13 protein-coding genes and 2 pseudogenes are annotated in these 16,180 nt (G+C 70.3%); 5 read left to right on the top strand and 10 right to left on the bottom strand.

Translation table 11 applies throughout. From position 1 onward, the window contains the following. Nucleotides 1–24: 24 nt before the first annotated feature. The 3 genes and pseudogenes from Q8A52_RS46230 to Q8A52_RS46215 form a co-directional block, all read right to left on the bottom strand. Nucleotides 25–141 (bottom strand): annotated as a pseudogene (locus tag Q8A52_RS46230) (IS5/IS1182 family transposase); the annotation flags it as partial. A gap of 137 nt (nt 142–278) precedes the next feature. After that, nucleotides 279–1,400: a hypothetical protein gene (locus tag Q8A52_RS46220; RefSeq protein ID WP_316764175.1), complete on the bottom strand. Its 1,122-nt coding sequence runs from the start codon at nt 1,398–1,400 to the stop codon at nt 279–281. Nucleotides 1,401–1,746: 346 nt separating this feature from the next. Next, nucleotides 1,747–2,112, bottom strand: coding sequence for an STAS domain-containing protein (locus Q8A52_RS46215; protein ID WP_316764174.1), 366 nt, complete (start codon nt 2,110–2,112; stop codon nt 1,747–1,749). A gap of 1,037 nt (nt 2,113–3,149) precedes the next feature. On the opposite strand from Q8A52_RS46215, the gene Q8A52_RS46210 reads away from it, so the two are divergent. Then, nucleotides 3,150–4,328: a PP2C family protein-serine/threonine phosphatase gene (locus Q8A52_RS46210; protein ID WP_408649379.1), complete on the top strand. Its 1,179-nt coding sequence runs from the start codon at nt 3,150–3,152 to the stop codon at nt 4,326–4,328. A 753-nt stretch (nt 4,329–5,081) separates the two neighbouring features. Here Q8A52_RS46210 and Q8A52_RS46205 read toward each other — a convergent pair. The 3 genes and pseudogenes from Q8A52_RS46205 to Q8A52_RS46195 all read right to left on the bottom strand — a co-directional run. Beyond that, nucleotides 5,082–5,507, bottom strand: a pseudogene (locus Q8A52_RS46205) (DUF2267 domain-containing protein); the annotation flags it as partial. 100 nt (nt 5,508–5,607) lie between these two features. Then, on the bottom strand, nt 5,608–6,003 hold the full coding sequence (locus tag Q8A52_RS46200) for a DUF2267 domain-containing protein (protein ID WP_316764171.1): 396 nt from the start codon (nt 6,001–6,003) through the stop codon (nt 5,608–5,610). 95 nt (nt 6,004–6,098) lie between these two features. Beyond that, nucleotides 6,099–6,533, bottom strand: a complete 435-nt coding sequence (locus tag Q8A52_RS46195) for an Hsp20/alpha crystallin family protein (protein ID WP_316764167.1) — start codon at nt 6,531–6,533, stop codon at nt 6,099–6,101. Nucleotides 6,534–6,660: 127 nt separating this feature from the next. Here Q8A52_RS46195 and Q8A52_RS46190 point away from each other — a divergent pair, with 127 nt between their 5' ends. Continuing rightward, entirely contained in the window at nt 6,661–7,341 is a 681-nt protein-coding gene (locus tag Q8A52_RS46190) for a type III effector protein (RefSeq protein ID WP_316764164.1), read from the top strand. A gap of 151 nt (nt 7,342–7,492) precedes the next feature. Here the strand turns inward: Q8A52_RS46190 and phoU are convergent, their stop codons facing one another. Then, complete coding sequence (phoU, locus tag Q8A52_RS46185) at nt 7,493–8,161, bottom strand: phosphate signaling complex protein PhoU (protein WP_316764162.1); 669 nt, start codon at nt 8,159–8,161, stop codon at nt 7,493–7,495. A gap of 750 nt (nt 8,162–8,911) precedes the next feature. Continuing rightward, nucleotides 8,912–9,352 (bottom strand): terpene synthase family protein, encoded by a 441-nt coding sequence (locus Q8A52_RS46180; protein ID WP_316764160.1) that lies wholly within the window; start codon nt 9,350–9,352, stop codon nt 8,912–8,914. A 131-nt stretch (nt 9,353–9,483) separates the two neighbouring features. Here Q8A52_RS46180 and Q8A52_RS46175 point away from each other — a divergent pair, with 131 nt between their 5' ends. From Q8A52_RS46175 to Q8A52_RS46165, 3 genes are all read left to right on the top strand, one after another. Further along, a complete protein-coding gene (locus tag Q8A52_RS46175) occupies nt 9,484–9,741 on the top strand; it encodes a hypothetical protein (protein ID WP_316764155.1) in 258 nt (85 codons plus the stop codon). Continuing rightward, nucleotides 9,738–10,682 (top strand): pyridoxamine 5'-phosphate oxidase family protein, encoded by a 945-nt coding sequence (locus tag Q8A52_RS46170; RefSeq protein WP_316764152.1) that lies wholly within the window; start codon nt 9,738–9,740, stop codon nt 10,680–10,682. The genes Q8A52_RS46175 and Q8A52_RS46170 overlap by 4 nt, the downstream gene beginning before the upstream one ends. A 290-nt stretch (nt 10,683–10,972) precedes the next feature. Next, nucleotides 10,973–14,371, top strand: a complete 3,399-nt coding sequence (locus Q8A52_RS46165) for an ATP-binding protein (protein WP_316764149.1) — start codon at nt 10,973–10,975, stop codon at nt 14,369–14,371. Between the two features lie 46 nt (nt 14,372–14,417). Here the strand turns inward: Q8A52_RS46165 and Q8A52_RS46160 are convergent, their stop codons facing one another. Next, complete coding sequence (locus Q8A52_RS46160; protein WP_316764147.1) at nt 14,418–15,323, bottom strand: TIGR03619 family F420-dependent LLM class oxidoreductase; 906 nt, start codon at nt 15,321–15,323, stop codon at nt 14,418–14,420. Nucleotides 15,324–15,407: 84 nt separating this feature from the next. Next, nucleotides 15,408–16,091, bottom strand: a complete 684-nt coding sequence (locus tag Q8A52_RS46155) for a hemerythrin domain-containing protein (RefSeq protein WP_316764145.1) — start codon at nt 16,089–16,091, stop codon at nt 15,408–15,410. Nucleotides 16,092–16,180 lie beyond the last annotated feature (89 nt).

Genomic DNA, 16,180 nt, shown 5'->3' with positions numbered 1-16,180 from the left:
CGACCAGTAGCGGCTGTCGAGCGGTCATGACCTCAGCCAGATAGCCAGCGACGCTGCGGTCACCGTGCCGAGGAAGACGTAGCCGCGCTTGTCATACCGCGTCGCAACGGCACGGGAGTTCTTGAGCCTGTTGATGGCCCGTGAACGGTGCTTCAACCGTCTGAAGCAGTGGCGCGGGAACGCCACCCGCTACGAAATGACCGCGACCATCTACCTGGCCGGACTCCACATCGCGGGCATCTTCCTTTGGCCAGCCCGATGATCCAAACACAAAGTGCCTAGTCACCGTGATCGTCGTCCAGTACTCTGCGACGTTCCTGTTCGCGCTTGGAGTAGGCGGCTGCCCGGATCGCCGCGTCGCTCTCCAAACCCGATCCAAGGGCGCCGCCCACGGTGGCGACCGAAGCGACGAACCAGGACAACGTCCAGTACCCCGTGGCGTGAAGCGGGGTTCGCGTCGTGGAAGCGAACACTCGGTCGTTGAGGATGAACAGCGCCCACACCAAGTTGATGACCATCAAACCCACGTAGCAGACGAGCACCCCGATCCCCACGGTCACGACGGTCGAGGCGTTGTAGAGAGCCGCCCTCTGCCTCGCCTCCGGCGAGCTCTCTGGTGATCGATGCCACAGGTTCGCGTCCACGATCAGCCAGCCGATCATGATCGCGACAGACCCGACCGTGGCGATCACGAGGCGTGGCGTGCTCAGGGACGCGGCCAGGCTCCAGACGGTGGAGTTCACGGTGGCGACTGCTCCCGTGGCGAGTGCGGCCGCCAGGGCTTTCGACAAGCCCGGCACCAACCGCCACGGCCGGTTGGCGCGGACCATACCGGCGAGCACCCGCAGGTAACCGCGCGGCCCGCTGACGACGTACCGAAGATCGTCGGTCTCCTTCTCACCGGTTTGGGCCGGATGAATAGGCGCGAGACGATCGACGAAGGGCCCCAGAAGCGGCTGACTTCGCGGAGGTCCTTCAGCCCCAGTGGTGTGCGGACCCGCCAAGCCAAGCACAACTTCTTCGACGGCCCGCCGGGCCCTCGTCTGCAGCCGCAGGCCCCCCAGTGAAGGAAGAGAGAGCAGCGCCAAGCCGTGTTCGTGATTCAGATTCACAGCGAGCTTGCGCCCGTGCAAGTGCAGCGGAAGGTCGGTGAGGGCCACGACGATGTCCCAGTCCTCCGCACTCCCACGGTCCATGATCCGACGCATCAAGGTGGGCGGGTCCTCGGTCCCTGAGGTGAAGGGCTCACTGACCACCTCGACGTCGAACCGTCGCCCCTGGCCTGACTTGTCGGCGAGCCGATCAGGAAGTGTCTGGGCCATGCGCTGAGCGATCTCCGTCGGCGCGTCCGGGTCCGCGAGGAGCGCCACGACCGTAACGTCCTGCGACGACACCGGCATGGCTGGACCCTTCTCGTCGGCTGTTCCCGCGATCGCAAGTGCCCACAGGATGCCCCGGGGGTGGCGTCGGCGCCATGTGACACGCTGGCTCCCGCCGGCCGGTGCAGGCGGTACGGCCAGATCTCCGCGTTCTCCCAGTACAGGGCCTGCTCTCACCACCAAGGTCACGATCGCGTGTGTCACCGCGAACACCCGCTCCGGTAACGCTCCCGCCTGCACCGCATGCCGCGTCACCGGCCACCCGTTCGGCGTCCAACCCGGCGGGACAGATCGATCCGTGCCCACTGCACGTCAGGCAACGGCACACCCAGACCAACGACCGACTGATCCAAACGAACCCGCCTGGCTAGGTGAGGGTGGCGTCGTGGACGGTGGGGCGGATGTCGAGGACGGTGTCGGCTCCGGTGAGCTGCAGGACGCGTTGCAGCTGCGGCGGGGGGCCGGCCAGGCGGAGTGTGGTGGTGCCGGAATGGTGGATGTGCAGCAGCAGGTTCAGGAACGCAGAGTCCGCGAAGGCGACGGCGGAGGCGTCCACGACGAGGAGGGCGTGTTCCCGTGCGGCGTTCTCCATGGCATCGGCGAGCGGGGCGATGGAGCTGAAGTCCCAGTTGCCGGGGACGGCGATGACCCAGGCGTTGTCCTGCTTGTACTGGATGACCAGAGGTGGTGATCCCTGTTCTTCGGTGTCGCCGTTGCGTTCAGCGTGACCCATGGGCTCAGTATGGTCTGGGTCGTTGGGAGGGCATGCGCCTCAGTGGCCGGACCAGCAGGCGTGTTCCGGGCGGCTGTTGTGTCGCCCGGAGACGGGAGCAGCTGCCCTGTTCCAGGAAGGTGCTGCGGTGGGGGAGTGGGTGGCGGCGGACTGCTCTGGAGCGACGGGCGCCTGACCGGAGACGTGACCCGGCCGAGCGGGTGGTGGATGCCTGGCGAGCTGATACGGACGCTTGACCGGGCCCGTGACCTGCGCCGTCAGGGCGCGTTTATCCCGTGACGCGTGTGCGAGTCCGGGCGCCTTACGACGGGACTCGCGCCGGTCGTGGCCCCGGTGCTGCCCGGTACCACCCGGCACCGGGGCCGTTTGCTGCCCTGCCCACAGCTGCGCACCGCGCTGGCCTGGCGCTCCTGGGACTCGACTCCGTCCAGGTGGCGGGCGGCGTTCTGCGGCGCAGAACGGAGCGATTCGTTCGCACGCTCCGATTCGCGAACGAGGAACTGGCGGAACAGCCCGCAGATGCTATGCACGCGGACTGGGCGGAGCTGCTGGCTGAGGACGCACGACATCCGACCAGTCCGGCCCCGGCGCCTGGCCGGCAACCCGCCCGCCGGCGTGGCCGTCGGCGGTGACCCTGATGGCGTCGGCGGCAACGGTGGTGTGCGCATCAGCCGGTGAACACCTCGCCGGTCATGCGCCGGTCCGGGAATCGCACCATCGCCCGCTCTCGTCCAGCCGCCGCGGCCACCGGGCTGATCCATGGCCTGAGCCGAGCGGGGTAGGCAACCCTCCACGCACCTGTCTGGGATGCGCTGACGGAGAGCTTTCCGAGGCTTCAAAACTGCCGCCCCCACCCCCACCGGCCCGGCACAGACGGGCTGCAGGTAGGCGTTTGCCCGGGTGTCGAAGGCCCTGATGCACGGTAGAACGTAGGGGTGAGCGACGGGAACATTCCTGGTGAGGGTGCATGGCGGCACTGCGTGGCGGGGTCGGGGATTGACTACGAGGCGTTGTTCGCGGTTACCCCCAGCCCCTATATGGTGCTCGGCCCGGACCTGGTGATCGCCGACGTCAACGAGGCGGCTTGCCGGGTGACCGGCCGTAGCCGGGAGGATCTGCTCGGGCGGTACCTCTTTGATGCGTTCCCTGAAAATCCGGCGGACCCGGATGCTGAGGGGGTGCGGAATCTGCACGCCTCGCTGCAGCGGGTCCTGCGTTCGAGGCAGCCGGACACGATGGCGCCGCAGAAGTACGACATTCCGGTGGCCGGCCAGCCGGGCGTGTTCGAGGAGCGGTGGTGGTCCGCGATCAATACCCCGGTGCTGGGGCCGGATGGGCAGGTGGTGTGGATCATCCACCGGGGGGAGGATGTGACCTCGTTCATCCGGTCCCGCCGCCCGCGAGAAGATACAGCGCTCAGTGACGCGGAGGCGATGGAGGTCGAGCTGTACGCGCGGGCACGGGAGCTGAGGCGGCTGAACGAGGAACTGGGCCAGGCCCACGCCCGGGAGCGCCAGGTCGCCCTCACCCTGCAGGAGGCCATGCTCCGCTCGCCCCATCTGGCACGGCACCGGGACACCGCGGTGCGCTACCTGCCCGCCACCGGGTCACTGAACGTGTGCGGCGACTGGTACGAGGTGGTCGACCTGCCCGAGAACAGATACGCCGTCGCCGTCGGCGACGTCGTCGGCCACGGCCTGGAGGCCGCCGCCGTCATGGGCATGCTCCGCAGCGCGCTCTCCGCCTCCGTCCTGGCCCTGGAAGAGCCCGCCAGCGCCTTGGACGTCCTGGGCCTGTACGCACGCTATGTGGAGGGTGCGCTGGCCACCACCGTCGTCCAGGCGGTCGTCGACACCCGTGCTCGCCGCATCACGTACAGCAGTGCCGGCCATCCGCCTCCCGTCCTGCTTCACCAGGACGGCAGCTGCGACTTGCTCGACCAGGCCACCGACCCTCCGCTGGGGGCCCGCCCCGAACACGTGCCCCGCCCCCAGGCCGACCTGCCCTACACCCCCGGCGACACCTTCGTGCTCTACACCGACGGCCTCATCGAACGCCGTGGCGAGGACATTGACGCCGGCCTGCAACGCCTCACCGACGCGCTCGCCCGCCATGCCCGCCACGGCCCCGAACGCCTCGCCGACGCCCTGCTCGCGCACCTCGGCGTCAGCAGCGGCGCCCGCGACGACATCGCCCTGCTCGTCCTTCGTCTCTGACCGCGCGCCGCCACCTGAGCGCCACAGATGGCGAACCCGCCACCTGAACCGCTCAGGCACAGCAGGGAAGTAGCCTGCGTGCCGGGATGCTCTCGAATGCCGCATTGACCTGCTGTTTCGAGGAGTTCCGACTGAGTGGTCAAGCTTCGAAGTCCAGGTCGCTCGTACAGTGGCGCGCTCCACCTGGACGCCAGGACCCACGCCCGCTCCACGGTGTGTGGGTCGAGGGCGTACGGGATGGGAGCCAGGGAAAGTGTCGGGTTGAGGAAGAGGAGGGCGAGCAGGCCGCGGCAAACCTGATGCGCGGACAAACGCACGGACCTGAAGGTGCGGTCCGGTTCGACCGTGAGCGTCGATCTACAGTCGCCTGTCCAGTGACCCACGACGTTCGTGCGGCAGCGCCTTCGGGGCATTACCGCAGGCGCCGGACAGCAGGGCGACTGCCGCGGCGCACAGCGCGCTCGTCGTTCGACCTCGCACCACGTCCTACTTCCTTGTGTTGGCACTGACGGTCCAGGGCACGACGACTGCTGTCAGCGGCCATTGGGGCACAAGGGCGCGCTGCCTCACGGCAGCGCGCCCTTGTGCGTCGCTTAAAGGCGGCGCCGTGACCCTTCGTCACTTCACGTCGACGAAGTCGCCCGTGGCCCTGGCGGCGGGCGCGGTGCTCGTGCCCGTGAAGTAGTAGCGCCAGCGGCCCGGTGTGTCGGCCTCGTTGCACAGCCGTGCACCGTCTGCCCGCGTGTCAGGCCGCCTGGTGAGTTCGGCGCGGCCGAACAGCAGTGCGTAGCCGGAGGGGAGTTGGGTGAGGATTCGGCTGAGGAGTTCCTCGCCGGCCACTTGGGCCACGATGCGCAGGACGGTTCCGGCGTCCCAGCGGGCGGTGGCTGGCGTGCTGCGGGTGTGGGATGCCAGGTCGTGGACGAAGCCCCAGCCGGTGAGGGGGACGGTGGCGGGGATCTGGGAGGTGAAGGTGACGGCGGCCTCGTGGGGCAGCGTGGCGGCCAGCTCCACGCGTTCATCGCCCGTGAGCTGTCGTCCGAGGGCGGCCAGTACGGCGTGCACGGCCGTTTCGGCCTGGGCGCGGGTGGGGTACGCACCCTCGTACCGCACTTCTTCCAGCATCTGCTCGAACGTCATCCCCACGGTGGACCGGTACGGCTCCTGCTGGGGAATCATCGGTGACGCGGTCGCCTTTCTCGTGTGAGGCGGTGGCCGGGGCTCGCCGCCGGCCACCGGTGTTGTTCGCGGTGAGGGGAAGGGTGTCGCTGCCTGTGGGCTAGACGGGCTGGGGGTGGCCGAACAGCAGGTCGTAGCCCGCCGGGAGCTGGAGCAGGATGCGGCCGGTGAGCTCTTCGCCCGCAGCGTCCGCGGCCACACTGAGCACAGCGCCCACGTCCCAGGCGGCGGTCTGTTCGGTTGCTCCCTCGATCCATGCCGAGGTGGCTCTCACGAACCGCTCGGGGGACAGCGGCTCGTGCGCCTGGAGCGGATTGAGCAGGACCAGTGCCAGATTCTCTGGCAGCCGGGCGGCCAGTTCCGCCCGTACCTCGCCCACCAGGTGTGCGCCCAGCAGTGCCAGCACCGTGCGGGCCGCCCGCTCGGCTTCCTCGGTGGTCTCGTACTTGCCGCGTTCCTTGACCTTGTCCAGGAACGCCTGCCATCGCATGGTCATCGCTGCTCCCGTGCGCGTGTGGCGGCGAGCGGAGGACGGGGGCCCAAGGGGAGGCCGTCCCCCCGTCCTCCGGGCGCGTCGCCGGGGGAGGGGGCTCAGCCGGAGATCTCCTTGCGGCCGGATCCGACGCCGATGGCGATCTTGCGGGGCTTGGCGCGCTCCGTGATCGGGATGCGCAGGGTGAGCACGCCCGCGTCGTAGTCGGCCTGGATGTGTTCGGTGTCCAGCGTGTCGGCGAGCACGATCTGGCGGGAGAAGACCCCCAGCGGCCGTTCCGACAGTTCCATCTGCACGTCGTCGGCCTTCGCCACGGGCCTGCGCTCGGCCTTGACGGTCAGCATGTTCCGTTCGACGTCGATGTCGATCGCGTCCGCGCTGACGCCGGGAAGGTCGAAGGCCACCACGTACTGGTCGCCCTCGCGGTAGGCGTCCATCGGCATCGGGGAGGGCCGCGACCAGGTGCCGGTGGTATTCAGGAGCTGCTGAGTGAGCCGGTCAAGCTCACGGAAGGGGTCGGTGCGCATCAACATCGGAAAACACCTCCAGCAGGTTCGGGCAGTTGCTGCCAATGCGCCTCACTGAAACCGTTGTAACATGTCATCCAATGGATGACAAACACGGTGTCGTCCGAAGGATGACACACCGAGGGAGGTGCCCATGACCCCGGCCGACCAGCCGGCCTCAGCCAGCGCCGATGCACAGGGCCCGGCGTCGTTCCTCGCCGCCGCCACAGCCCTTCAAGCCATAGACGAAGCCCTGCATGCCGCCCGGCACGAGGTCACCAGCACTTCCGAGGCCCACGTAGGTTCGGAGCAGGCCCTGGCCTCCCTTCTGCTGCTGCGGCAGGTACGCGAGCAGCTCGCCGGATGGGAAACCGGCCTGATCGAAACGGCCCGCAACGCGGGAGCCAGCTGGGCCGACCTCGCCCGCCCCCTCGGCGTTGCCAGCCGCCAGGCCGCCGAACGCCGCTACCTGCGTATACGCCCCGGAACCCCGGGGTCCACGGGCGAGCAGCGGGTACGGGCCACCCGCGACCGCCGTGCCGCCGACCGCACCGTCACCGCCTGGGCCCGCGCCAACGCCGCCAACCTGCGTCAGCTCGCCGGCCAGATCACCGCGGCCACCGGCCTTCCCGCAGCCGCCCGCGGTCCTATTGCCGAGCTCACCGCCGCCCTCGCCGGCAACGACGCGGCCGCCCTCGTCGGCCCCCTGACGCTCACGCAGCCGTATCTGGCGTCCGACCACCCCGATCTCGCGGCGCGCATCGATGACCTCGTCCGCGACACCGACCGTCTCCGCCCACACAGCGGCGACCACCGCCGGAACTCGACGACGTGACCCACCCCGTCATCGGGGTCTCACCGCTCGATCCCCGGAAAGCCCCGCCGCAGGCTCCGCCCCCGGAGCGGGGACAGCCCGGCCGGCTACCCACTGCTGCCGGTCGTGCGATCGAGGAACGACAACAAGCGGGCACCGTGCCGGACAGAGGTCATGCCGGCCCGTCCGTGGGGAGCTCGTCCGCGTGCTCGCCGGTGACCATGTAGACCACGTGCTGGGCCACCGACACGGCATGGTCGGCGAACCGCTCGTAGTAGCGGCCGACCAGCGTGACGTCGACAGCGGTCTCCACGCCGTGCTGCCATTTCTCGTCCATCAGGTGCTGGAAGATCAGGCGGTGCAGCTCGTCCATGCGGTCGTCGTCCTGTTCCAGCTGAAATGCCGCCGTGACGTCCTGGGTGAGGACCACCTCGGCGGCCTGTGCCATCAGGCGCTGCGCGAGCTGGCCCATCTCCAAGATCGTGCGGCGCAGGTCGCGCGGCACGACCCGCCGGGGGTAACGCATCCGGGCCAGCTTGGCCACGTGCTGGGCCAGGTCCCCCGAGCGTTCCAGGTCGGCGCTCATGCGCAGCGAGGTGACCACGATGCGCAGGTCCGTGGCAACAGGCTGCTGCCGCGCCAGTACCGCGATTGCCCGGTTCTCCAGGTCGCGCTGAAGGTCGTCGACCTTCTCGTCGGCGGAGATCACGCTCTCTGCCAGCTGCAGATCGGCGTCCAGGAGCGCGGTGGTGGCGAGGCCGATGGCAGAGCCGACCAGGTTCGCCATCTCCACCAGGCCATCACTGATCGCATCCAGCTCCGCGTGATAGGCCTTCCGCATCGCGTCCTCACCGTCCAGTCGTGTCGTCGGCCGCCGTCGGCTGCCAGGCTTGCACACATGTGTACGCGGCAGCGGCCGCCCACCGCCGGCGCCGCCGCCTCGGATCCGACCCGCACCCGCTCACTGATGACGACCACAGGGCCTGTTCCGGCGCCCCCGGCGGCGGGACGTGCGCGGATCGCGGCTCTGACATCGCACGGGACCGGGGTCGCCTGCTCGGCCGCTGCTGGGTCCGGTTTTGCCTTCCGGGCTGTGAGGCGGAGTGCCGAGGGTCGTGGTCAGCGGTTCCGTCCGGGATGCCGGGCATGGCGTGGCATGGGCCGACAGGGCTCGTGCGTCGTGGCGTTGGCGCGTGAGAGGTGTCCATGCAGGCGGCCCTGGCCGTCTGTCTCCGGCCGCCGCCGACAGCCTTCCCCTGGCGGCGGCCGGAGTCCCATGCGAGCGCAAAGCACTCACATATTGTCAATTCCCGAAAAATGGATGCGTCACGCAATACGGTGTTGCCCTCGTCGGAAAGGGGCTGCCCTGGCGTGACCAGACCTCCTGTTCCCACAAGGCCAGTTGGGTGATGGTTCAACGGTTGACGGTGTCACAACTCTCCGGGACGGCCGCCTGTCCGTCTACGTCCACCGCATGCCGATGGCAGGCAGCTCCTCGATCCGCTCTGGGGACAGGGACGCGGCTCGGGTGGTTGCCGTGGCACGAGTCCGGGCAGTGAGCCGTGGTGGTATTCCGCACCCCGCCGAGCGCTCAGCCCTCCAGGTGGTAGCGGTGGCAGTGGGCGGACCATTCCAGGTTCCCGCGGACCCAGGCGCGGAGGACGTCGAGGTAGCGCAGGATCTGGACCGGGGCGGTGGGCTCGATGGTGCTGGCCTTGTTTTGGAATGCTCTGATCAGGTCATCGCACAGGTTGGCGGTGGCGGTGACCGCCTCGGGCAGGCTGATGTCGCGCTCGGCCATCAGCACGTGGGGCAGCAGGGTCGGGATGGCCCCGGGCTCTTGGAATTCCTTGTGGTACGACCACAGGTCGTTGGCGTCACCGAGGTGGTCGATGGCCAGGGCCGTGAGTTCCTCCAGCACGGGGAGAGCGAGCTCGTCGGCGCAGGGCGCCACGCCGCTGCTGAGCGCGCTGAGCTCCAGGCACGGGCTGACAGCGCCGTTGAGCCGGCGCAGGCTGCGGTAGGCGGCCACATTTAAGGGCCGTCATGGGCCTCATATGCCTTCGGTGTCCAGGAACGGCAAGTCGGCACCAAGTCCACGCCAAGGCCCGGTGAGCACCGTGTCGTATCCGCCGTCGGCATTCGATCCTGGAGCAACCGAGCGTGTCACCCAGCAGTACCTCCGAACAGCCCCGCCCCTACGAGACGATCGCGGACCACCGCGAGCGGAAACCGCTGTCGCCCCTGCTCCCCGCAGCCCCGCACGGTGCAACGGGCCGGGCCGCCTCGGTCGCCCACCGCTTCACCGAATACGGGCTGCACCGCCACCGCAACGGTGAGGACGAGTCCGTCCGGCCATCGCTCGGCGAACGCACCGCGCAGCGGACGCCGGCCGTACTCGTCCGCGGAGCGGCGCGATGACGGTACTCGACTGCGCTCCCCACGACGTCCTGGACGCCTACCGTACCTGCGAGTTCGTCACCCTCGGCAAGAACGGAACGCCGTTGGCCTGGCCGACGGCCGTGGCTCGGCGCGAAGACGGAACCCTCCTGCTGACCACGTCCCTCGCCTTCGCCCAAAAGGCGCTGAACGTACGCCGCGACGGCCGGGTCGCGCTGCTCTTCTCCGACCCCACGGGCAGCGAACTGGACCGGGCTCCGCAAGTGTTCGTCAGCGGCCGCGCCCACTGCCCCGACGCGATCATGACGGGTCCGGAAGGGGCCGAGGAGTACTGGCGCAGGCTCTTCGAACGCCAGCCGCACAGCCGCGCCTACCTCAAGCGCCCCATGAGGCCGGTGATGTCCTGGTACTACCTGCGCCTCCTCATCACCGTCGAACCCGAACGGGTGAGCATAAGGCCGAGCCTGGAGGAGCTGCCAGGGCTCGAGGCGCCGGCTCCCGCCGCCGCGACGCAAACGCTGCCCGGGGCCGCGCAACTCGGCCGTATGCCGACGGCGGTACTGGCCGGCCGGGACGCCTCGGGGGCACCGCTGCTCGCCCGTACCCGCCCGCAGCCGACACCGTCGGGCTATCTGGTCGAGGTCCCACCGGACTGCCGTGTCGAGCCGGGGCCGGCCAGCCTGCTGGTGCACCGGCACGACGAACTGCTGAACCACATGTACAACGCGCTCGTACGCGGAGACCTGAGGCAGACCGGTTCGGGCTGGCTCCTGGTGCCGTCCAGCGTGATCGAACCCATGGGTTCGGGCCGGGTCAGCGATACCCTGCGGGTCCTGCGCCAGACCAAGCGGTCGACCGACCGCTATCTCGCGCGGCGCGGTCTGCCCCGCCCGAAAGTGCAGTGGGATCAGTTCCGTTCCCTGGCGGCGCCGTCGCATACAGGACGGAGCCGACCGTGCTGAACTCCCGCTCCGTGCGTGAGGAGTCTCCGTGCGAGCCCTGATCGGCCACCTCGCCGCAGCACTCGCCCGTCTCGGGCGTCGCTCTGCCCGCCCAGCGTTCCCCGCACCGTCGGACGGGGACCGCCTGGCGGCCGTCATGAAGTCCCCGCACCATTGATCACCACTCCGGCTCGTTCAGGGCACGCGGACTGACGGCGCGGCGGGGGAGGGGATCAGGCGAGGTTCTTTGGGTTCTCGGCACGGTCGCCGGAGATCGTCCACGGTGCCGCGCCGTTTACGATGTGGTTGTCATGGTCACAATGAAGGTGCTCGGCGCGCTCCGGGTCGAGGTCGACGGCCGCCCGGTTGCCACACCGGGTCGGCTCGCGCGGATGGTTCTGGTCCAACTCCTGCTCGCCCGTGGAGAGGTCGTCTCCACGGAGCGGATCATCGAGAGGTTGTGGCCCACGCGTGTCCCGTCGAGTGCGCAGGCGTCGCTGCACGCCTACATCGCGCGTCTGCGGCGCCTTCTCGAACCGGAACGAGCACCGAGGACCGCCGCTCGGCTCCTGCTCAGTGCGCCGTACGGCTACGCCCTCGCCCTGGAACGGGACGCGCTGGACGCCTGGGTGTTCGAGGACCGGGTCGCAGCCTGCTCGGTTGCGGGTCTGCCCGCCCACGCCGCGGCCGAGGGCTTGGCCGAAGCGCTCGCCTCGTGGGGCGGGCAGCCGTACGCGGAGTTCGCGGACGAGCCCTGGACGGCCGGTGAACGCACCCGCCTGGAGGAACTGCACCGCGCTGCCCGCGAACGGCTCGTCGCCACGCGGCTGAGTCACGGGCAGGCTGCGCAGGCCCTCACCGACGCGGGCGCGCTGACCCGGGAGCAGCCGTTGCACGAGGAGGGATGGCGGCTGCTGGCGCTGGCGCTGTGGGCCCGCGACCGACAGGGGGACGCCCTGGCGGCACTGAGGCAGGCCCGGCACGTCCTCGGAGAAGAACTCGGCGTCGAACCCGGTCCGGCCCTGCTGGAGCTGGAGCAGGCCCTGCTGCACCAGCGTCTGGACGTCCTTCACCGAGAGACCGGGGCGCCCACCGCGACCACCGCGCGAACCGGGATGGCCGCCACCGTGACGCTCCGCAGCTCCGTCACGGCTGCCGGACCGGGGACGCCGACTGCGCCGACGGTCCTCATGGCAGGCCGGCTCCTGGGCCGTGACGAAGAGCTGACGGCAATCGCCGACGCGGCGGAGCGGGCACGCGGCGGCCGCGCGCAGGTGGTCCTGGTCTCCGGCGAGGCCGGAATCGGCAAGTCGAGCCTTCTGCAGGCCGCACTGCGCCAACTGCCCCCACAGGGCTGGCTGGTCGGATCTGGGCAGTGCCCGGAGACCGACGGCGCCCCGCCCGGCCGGGCCTGGTTCGATCTCCTCCCCGGCCTCGCCGAAGACGCGCCACCAGGACCGTACGCCGACGAGCTGGCCCCCCTGCTGGCCCCGGGCACCTCGAGCGGCTCCGAGCAGCCGGACGGCAGCCCGGCCCGGCGCTTTCGGCTGCACCGGGCGCTGCTCGGCTGGCTCCGCGACGCAGCCGCGCGGCAGCCGCTGGCGATCGTGCTGGACGACCTGCACCGGGGCGACCAGGAGAGCATCGAGCTGTTCCTGCTCTGCGCCGAGCAGTTGCGCGACGCACCACTGGTCCTGGTCGGCTCGTACCGCACCGGCGAGGGCGACCTGACCGGCGCACTGGCACGCCTGGCTGCCTGCTCGCCCGTACGAATCAAGCTCTCGGGCCTGTCGGACACCCAGGCGAAGGAACTGCTGCGGCGGTCGACGGCCGACATCAGCGAGCAGGCCGCGGCGGCCCTGGCCGAACGGGCCGGGGGCAACCCCTTCTACCTCCGTGAAAGTTCCCTCCTGCTGGCCGGCGAGGGCGAGCAGCAAGCCCTGGCCCGGATCCCGCAAGGGGTCCAGGACGTACTGCGGCGCAGGCTCGCCCTGCTCGCACCGACCGTCACGGCCGGACTGCGGCTCGCAGCCGTCGCCGGACGCGAGGCCCCGATCGCCCTCCTGGTGCAGGCCGCGGACTGCGATCCCGAGCAACTCCTCGACGCCCTGGACGCCGGCGTGACCGCCGGGCTCCTCACCGAGCCGCGGGCGGGTACGGTCCGCTTCAGCCACGCCCTCGTACGAGACGCCCTGGAGGCGGACCTCACGCGCCTGCGGTTGGCCCGGATGCATTCCCGACTGGGCAGGAGCCTGATCGCCCTCGGCTCGGACGACGTCGCCGCCACCGCCCACCACCTCCTGCGGGCGGCCGCGGTCGTGACCGCCGACGCCGGCCCCGCGGTCCACCATGCCCGGCTGGCGTGCGAGCAGGCCGTGCGCCGCTATGCCCCGCAGAACGCCGAAGCCCTGCTGAACACGGCCCTCGGCCTTCTGGCCGACCATCCGGCAGCCTTCGCAGACCAGGACGCCGCCCTGCTGCGTGTGATGCTGCTGGGCCAGCTCGTCGACTGCCGGATCCGGATGGGGGCCGTCGTACCGGCCCGCGACGCACAGCAGCAGGCCGTCCGGGTGGCCCGTGCCGAGGGCCGGGCAGACCTGCTGACCGCCGCCTACACGACATGGACCGAACCGACGCCCTGGCGCGTCCGCCCGTACGCGGCCTGTGATCCCGAGGCCGTCGAGGAGCTCACGAACCTGCTGGAGAATCACCACCCGGACGACCGGCAGCGGTGCCTGCTCCTCGACCAGCTCGCCGACGCACTAGACGACACCGACCCCCGCGCCGTGACCGTGGCACGCCAGGCCGTGGAGCTCGCCAGGACCGTGGGCGATCCCCGGCTCCAGGGCCTGACCCTCACCTCCTTGCTGCGCCGCATCGACTGCGAACTGGAACCCGCCGCCTATCTCGAACTCCACGAAGAACTTGCCGAGGTCGCCGCCTCCCAGGACAGCCCCGAGTACTCCTGGATGAGTTCCTACACCGCCGCCCGGATCGCCGCCGCCGGCAACGACCCGGCGCAGATGGAGCGGTGCCTCGTACGCGCCGACGAGATCGCCCGCACCTACGAGCTGCGCGGTGCCTTCGCCATCGCCAGGCTGCGCCGCCCCATGGTCGCCATGGCCCAGGGCCGATTCGGCGAGGCGGAGCAGGACCTGGCGTCTGCGGTGGCGGAACTGCGAGCGCGTGGGGCGGTGGACCTCAGCGGACTGGCGGGCCTGGCGGCCGGATGCATCCGCCTGCAGCAGGACCGGCTCGCCGAGGTCCTGCCGGTGCTGCTCGCGGTGTGGGAGCAGTACCAGCCGCACAACGAATCCCTCACCGCCCTCGCCCTGCTGGCCGCGGACCGCGCCGAAGAGGCCCGTGAGGTCTTCGCCCGCAGGGCGCCGATCCGCCGCGACTTCGCCTACTCCATCCTGGCCGGCCTGCGCGGCATCGCCGCCATCGCCTTCGGCGACCGGCAAGCGGCCGCCGAGGTCTACCGCGATCTCCTTCCCCTTCAAGGGCTGGCAGGCGGAGCGAGCAGCCTCAGCCTCGTCTTCCGGCCCGTCGCGCAGACCCTGGGCGAACTCGCCCAATTCCTGGGCCATGCGCAGGAAGCGCAGCGCCACTACCGGGAGGCCGACCGGGTAGCAGCCGCATGGGACTCCCCGCACTGGTCGGATGCCGCCCAGGCGGCCCTGGCCCGGCTTCCGCAGTCGGGCGAGTAGAACGGGAGGCGGTCACGGGGGTGGGGCCGGTCCGGATCGCGCAACGCTAGGCCAGCTCGGCCATGAACTCCGCCGCCAGCTCGAGGAACCGACCGGGCGAGTCCGTCGTCAACTGGAGGTCCACGAGCACCTCGTCGGTCTCCGCCGCGCACATCGTGCGCAGATGGTCGCAGATCTGGCGCACGGTCCCACGGTGGTGGCCCTCCGACAGGTCGGCCGCGGACTTGGTGACGTCAGGGTTCACACGCAGCACCCGCCGCAGTCCTGCCGGGTCCCGCCCCGCCCGTTCGGCCGCCTCGAAGGCCACGGCCCACAGACCGCGGAAGTACTCAAGCGGCATCGAGGCCGCGAGCCAGCCGTCGGCACGCCGGCCCACCCGCTCCAGGGCAAGTGGGGTGAATCCGCCCAGCAGCACCGGTGGCCTCGGCTTCTGGAGGGGCTTGGGCAGGATGGTCGACTCGCGGATCGTCCACAGCGGGCCGGTGTGGACCACCGACCCGGGCCGCCATACGGCGTCGAGGACGTCAAGAGTCTCCTCCAGCCGGGCGCCCCGGCCTTCCCAGGGCACTCCGGAGGCCTCGTACTCCTCCCGCATCCAGCCCAGCCCGATGCCCACATCCAGGCGCCCGCGGCTGAGCAGGTCGAGTGTCGTCAGCGCCCGGGCGAGCACGAGGGGCGGCTGCCACAGGGCGTTGAGCGTACTGCTGCCCAGACGTACCCGTTCGGTCGCCATGGCTGCCACGCCCAGCGCGAGCAGCGGGTCGAGGTGGGTGCCGTACCGGGCGGGCATCTTCCCGCCCGGGTACCCGTCGGGCGGGATGAGCGGGGCCAAGAGGCGGTCGGCCACCCAGAGGCTGTGGCAGCCCAGCGCTTCCAACGCCGTGCACATGCCGACGGAGAGGCGGGGGTCGGCGAACGGACCGAACTGGGGTACGGAGAATCCGATGCGCATCGGTGAGGTTCCTCGATCGGTGAGGGATGGACAACGGGGCCGGACGCACTGGCGCGCATCCAGCCCAGCCGGCGGGGACGACGCTCACGCGGTTGTACGCCGGCCCCGGATCCGGTCGGTCTCGCGGCGGTACTGCCGCTGCCCGAGCAACTTCCACAGCACCCGCGCCGGAACGGGCAGCCGGGCGAGGAACTCCCTGCGCTCCTCGGGAGAGGCGTCTTCCAGGATGGCGCCGAGCGCGATCATCAGCCGGTTGCGGGGCGTCTCGGCGAGGCCCCGCTCCCCGACCGCATGCCAGTCCTTCTCGTTCACGTGGAGGGCGACAAGAGGCATGACCTGCCGTTCCTCCTCGTCAAGATGGGCGCACAGTTGCCGGTGATGCCGGCGCAGCGCCTCGGCCAGCTCGTCACGGTCCTCGGACAGGGCCTTCGCCTGCCACCGGTCCATGAGCACCTGGACCTCGCTGATCCCTTCGGAGAGCTCCCGGTGCTGCGCCTCCATGGCCAGCACCTGCTCGGCATCGAGGTCCAGATGGGGCAGCAGGACCGGCCAGAGCATCTCGTCCTCCCCGGTGTGGTGGGCGTGCAGGCCGATTGAGTAAAGCCGCCAGTGCTCGGCGAGGATCCGGGCGCGGGCGGTGTCTGCGGGCCGAACGTCCTGGACGAGGTCGGCCAGCAGGCGCGACTCGCGACGGAACACCTGGTGGATCATCGCCATCTCGCGGGTGTAGGGGTGAACGGCGGAGTCTGAAGCATTGCTCGTGGTCATGCTCCCCAGTCTTCGGAGCCCGATTGCCCGGCACTTGCACCCGACTTGCCGTACCTGGCTCACGTGAACGCCGGCTCGAGGTTCGGCTG

This window comes from Streptomyces herbicida (assembly GCF_032656585.1).
Lineage (GTDB): Bacteria > Actinomycetota > Actinomycetes > Streptomycetales > Streptomycetaceae > Streptomyces > Streptomyces herbicida.
Note: the sequence above shows the minus strand (reverse complement) of the source record. Positions and strands in the feature narration are given on the sequence as shown.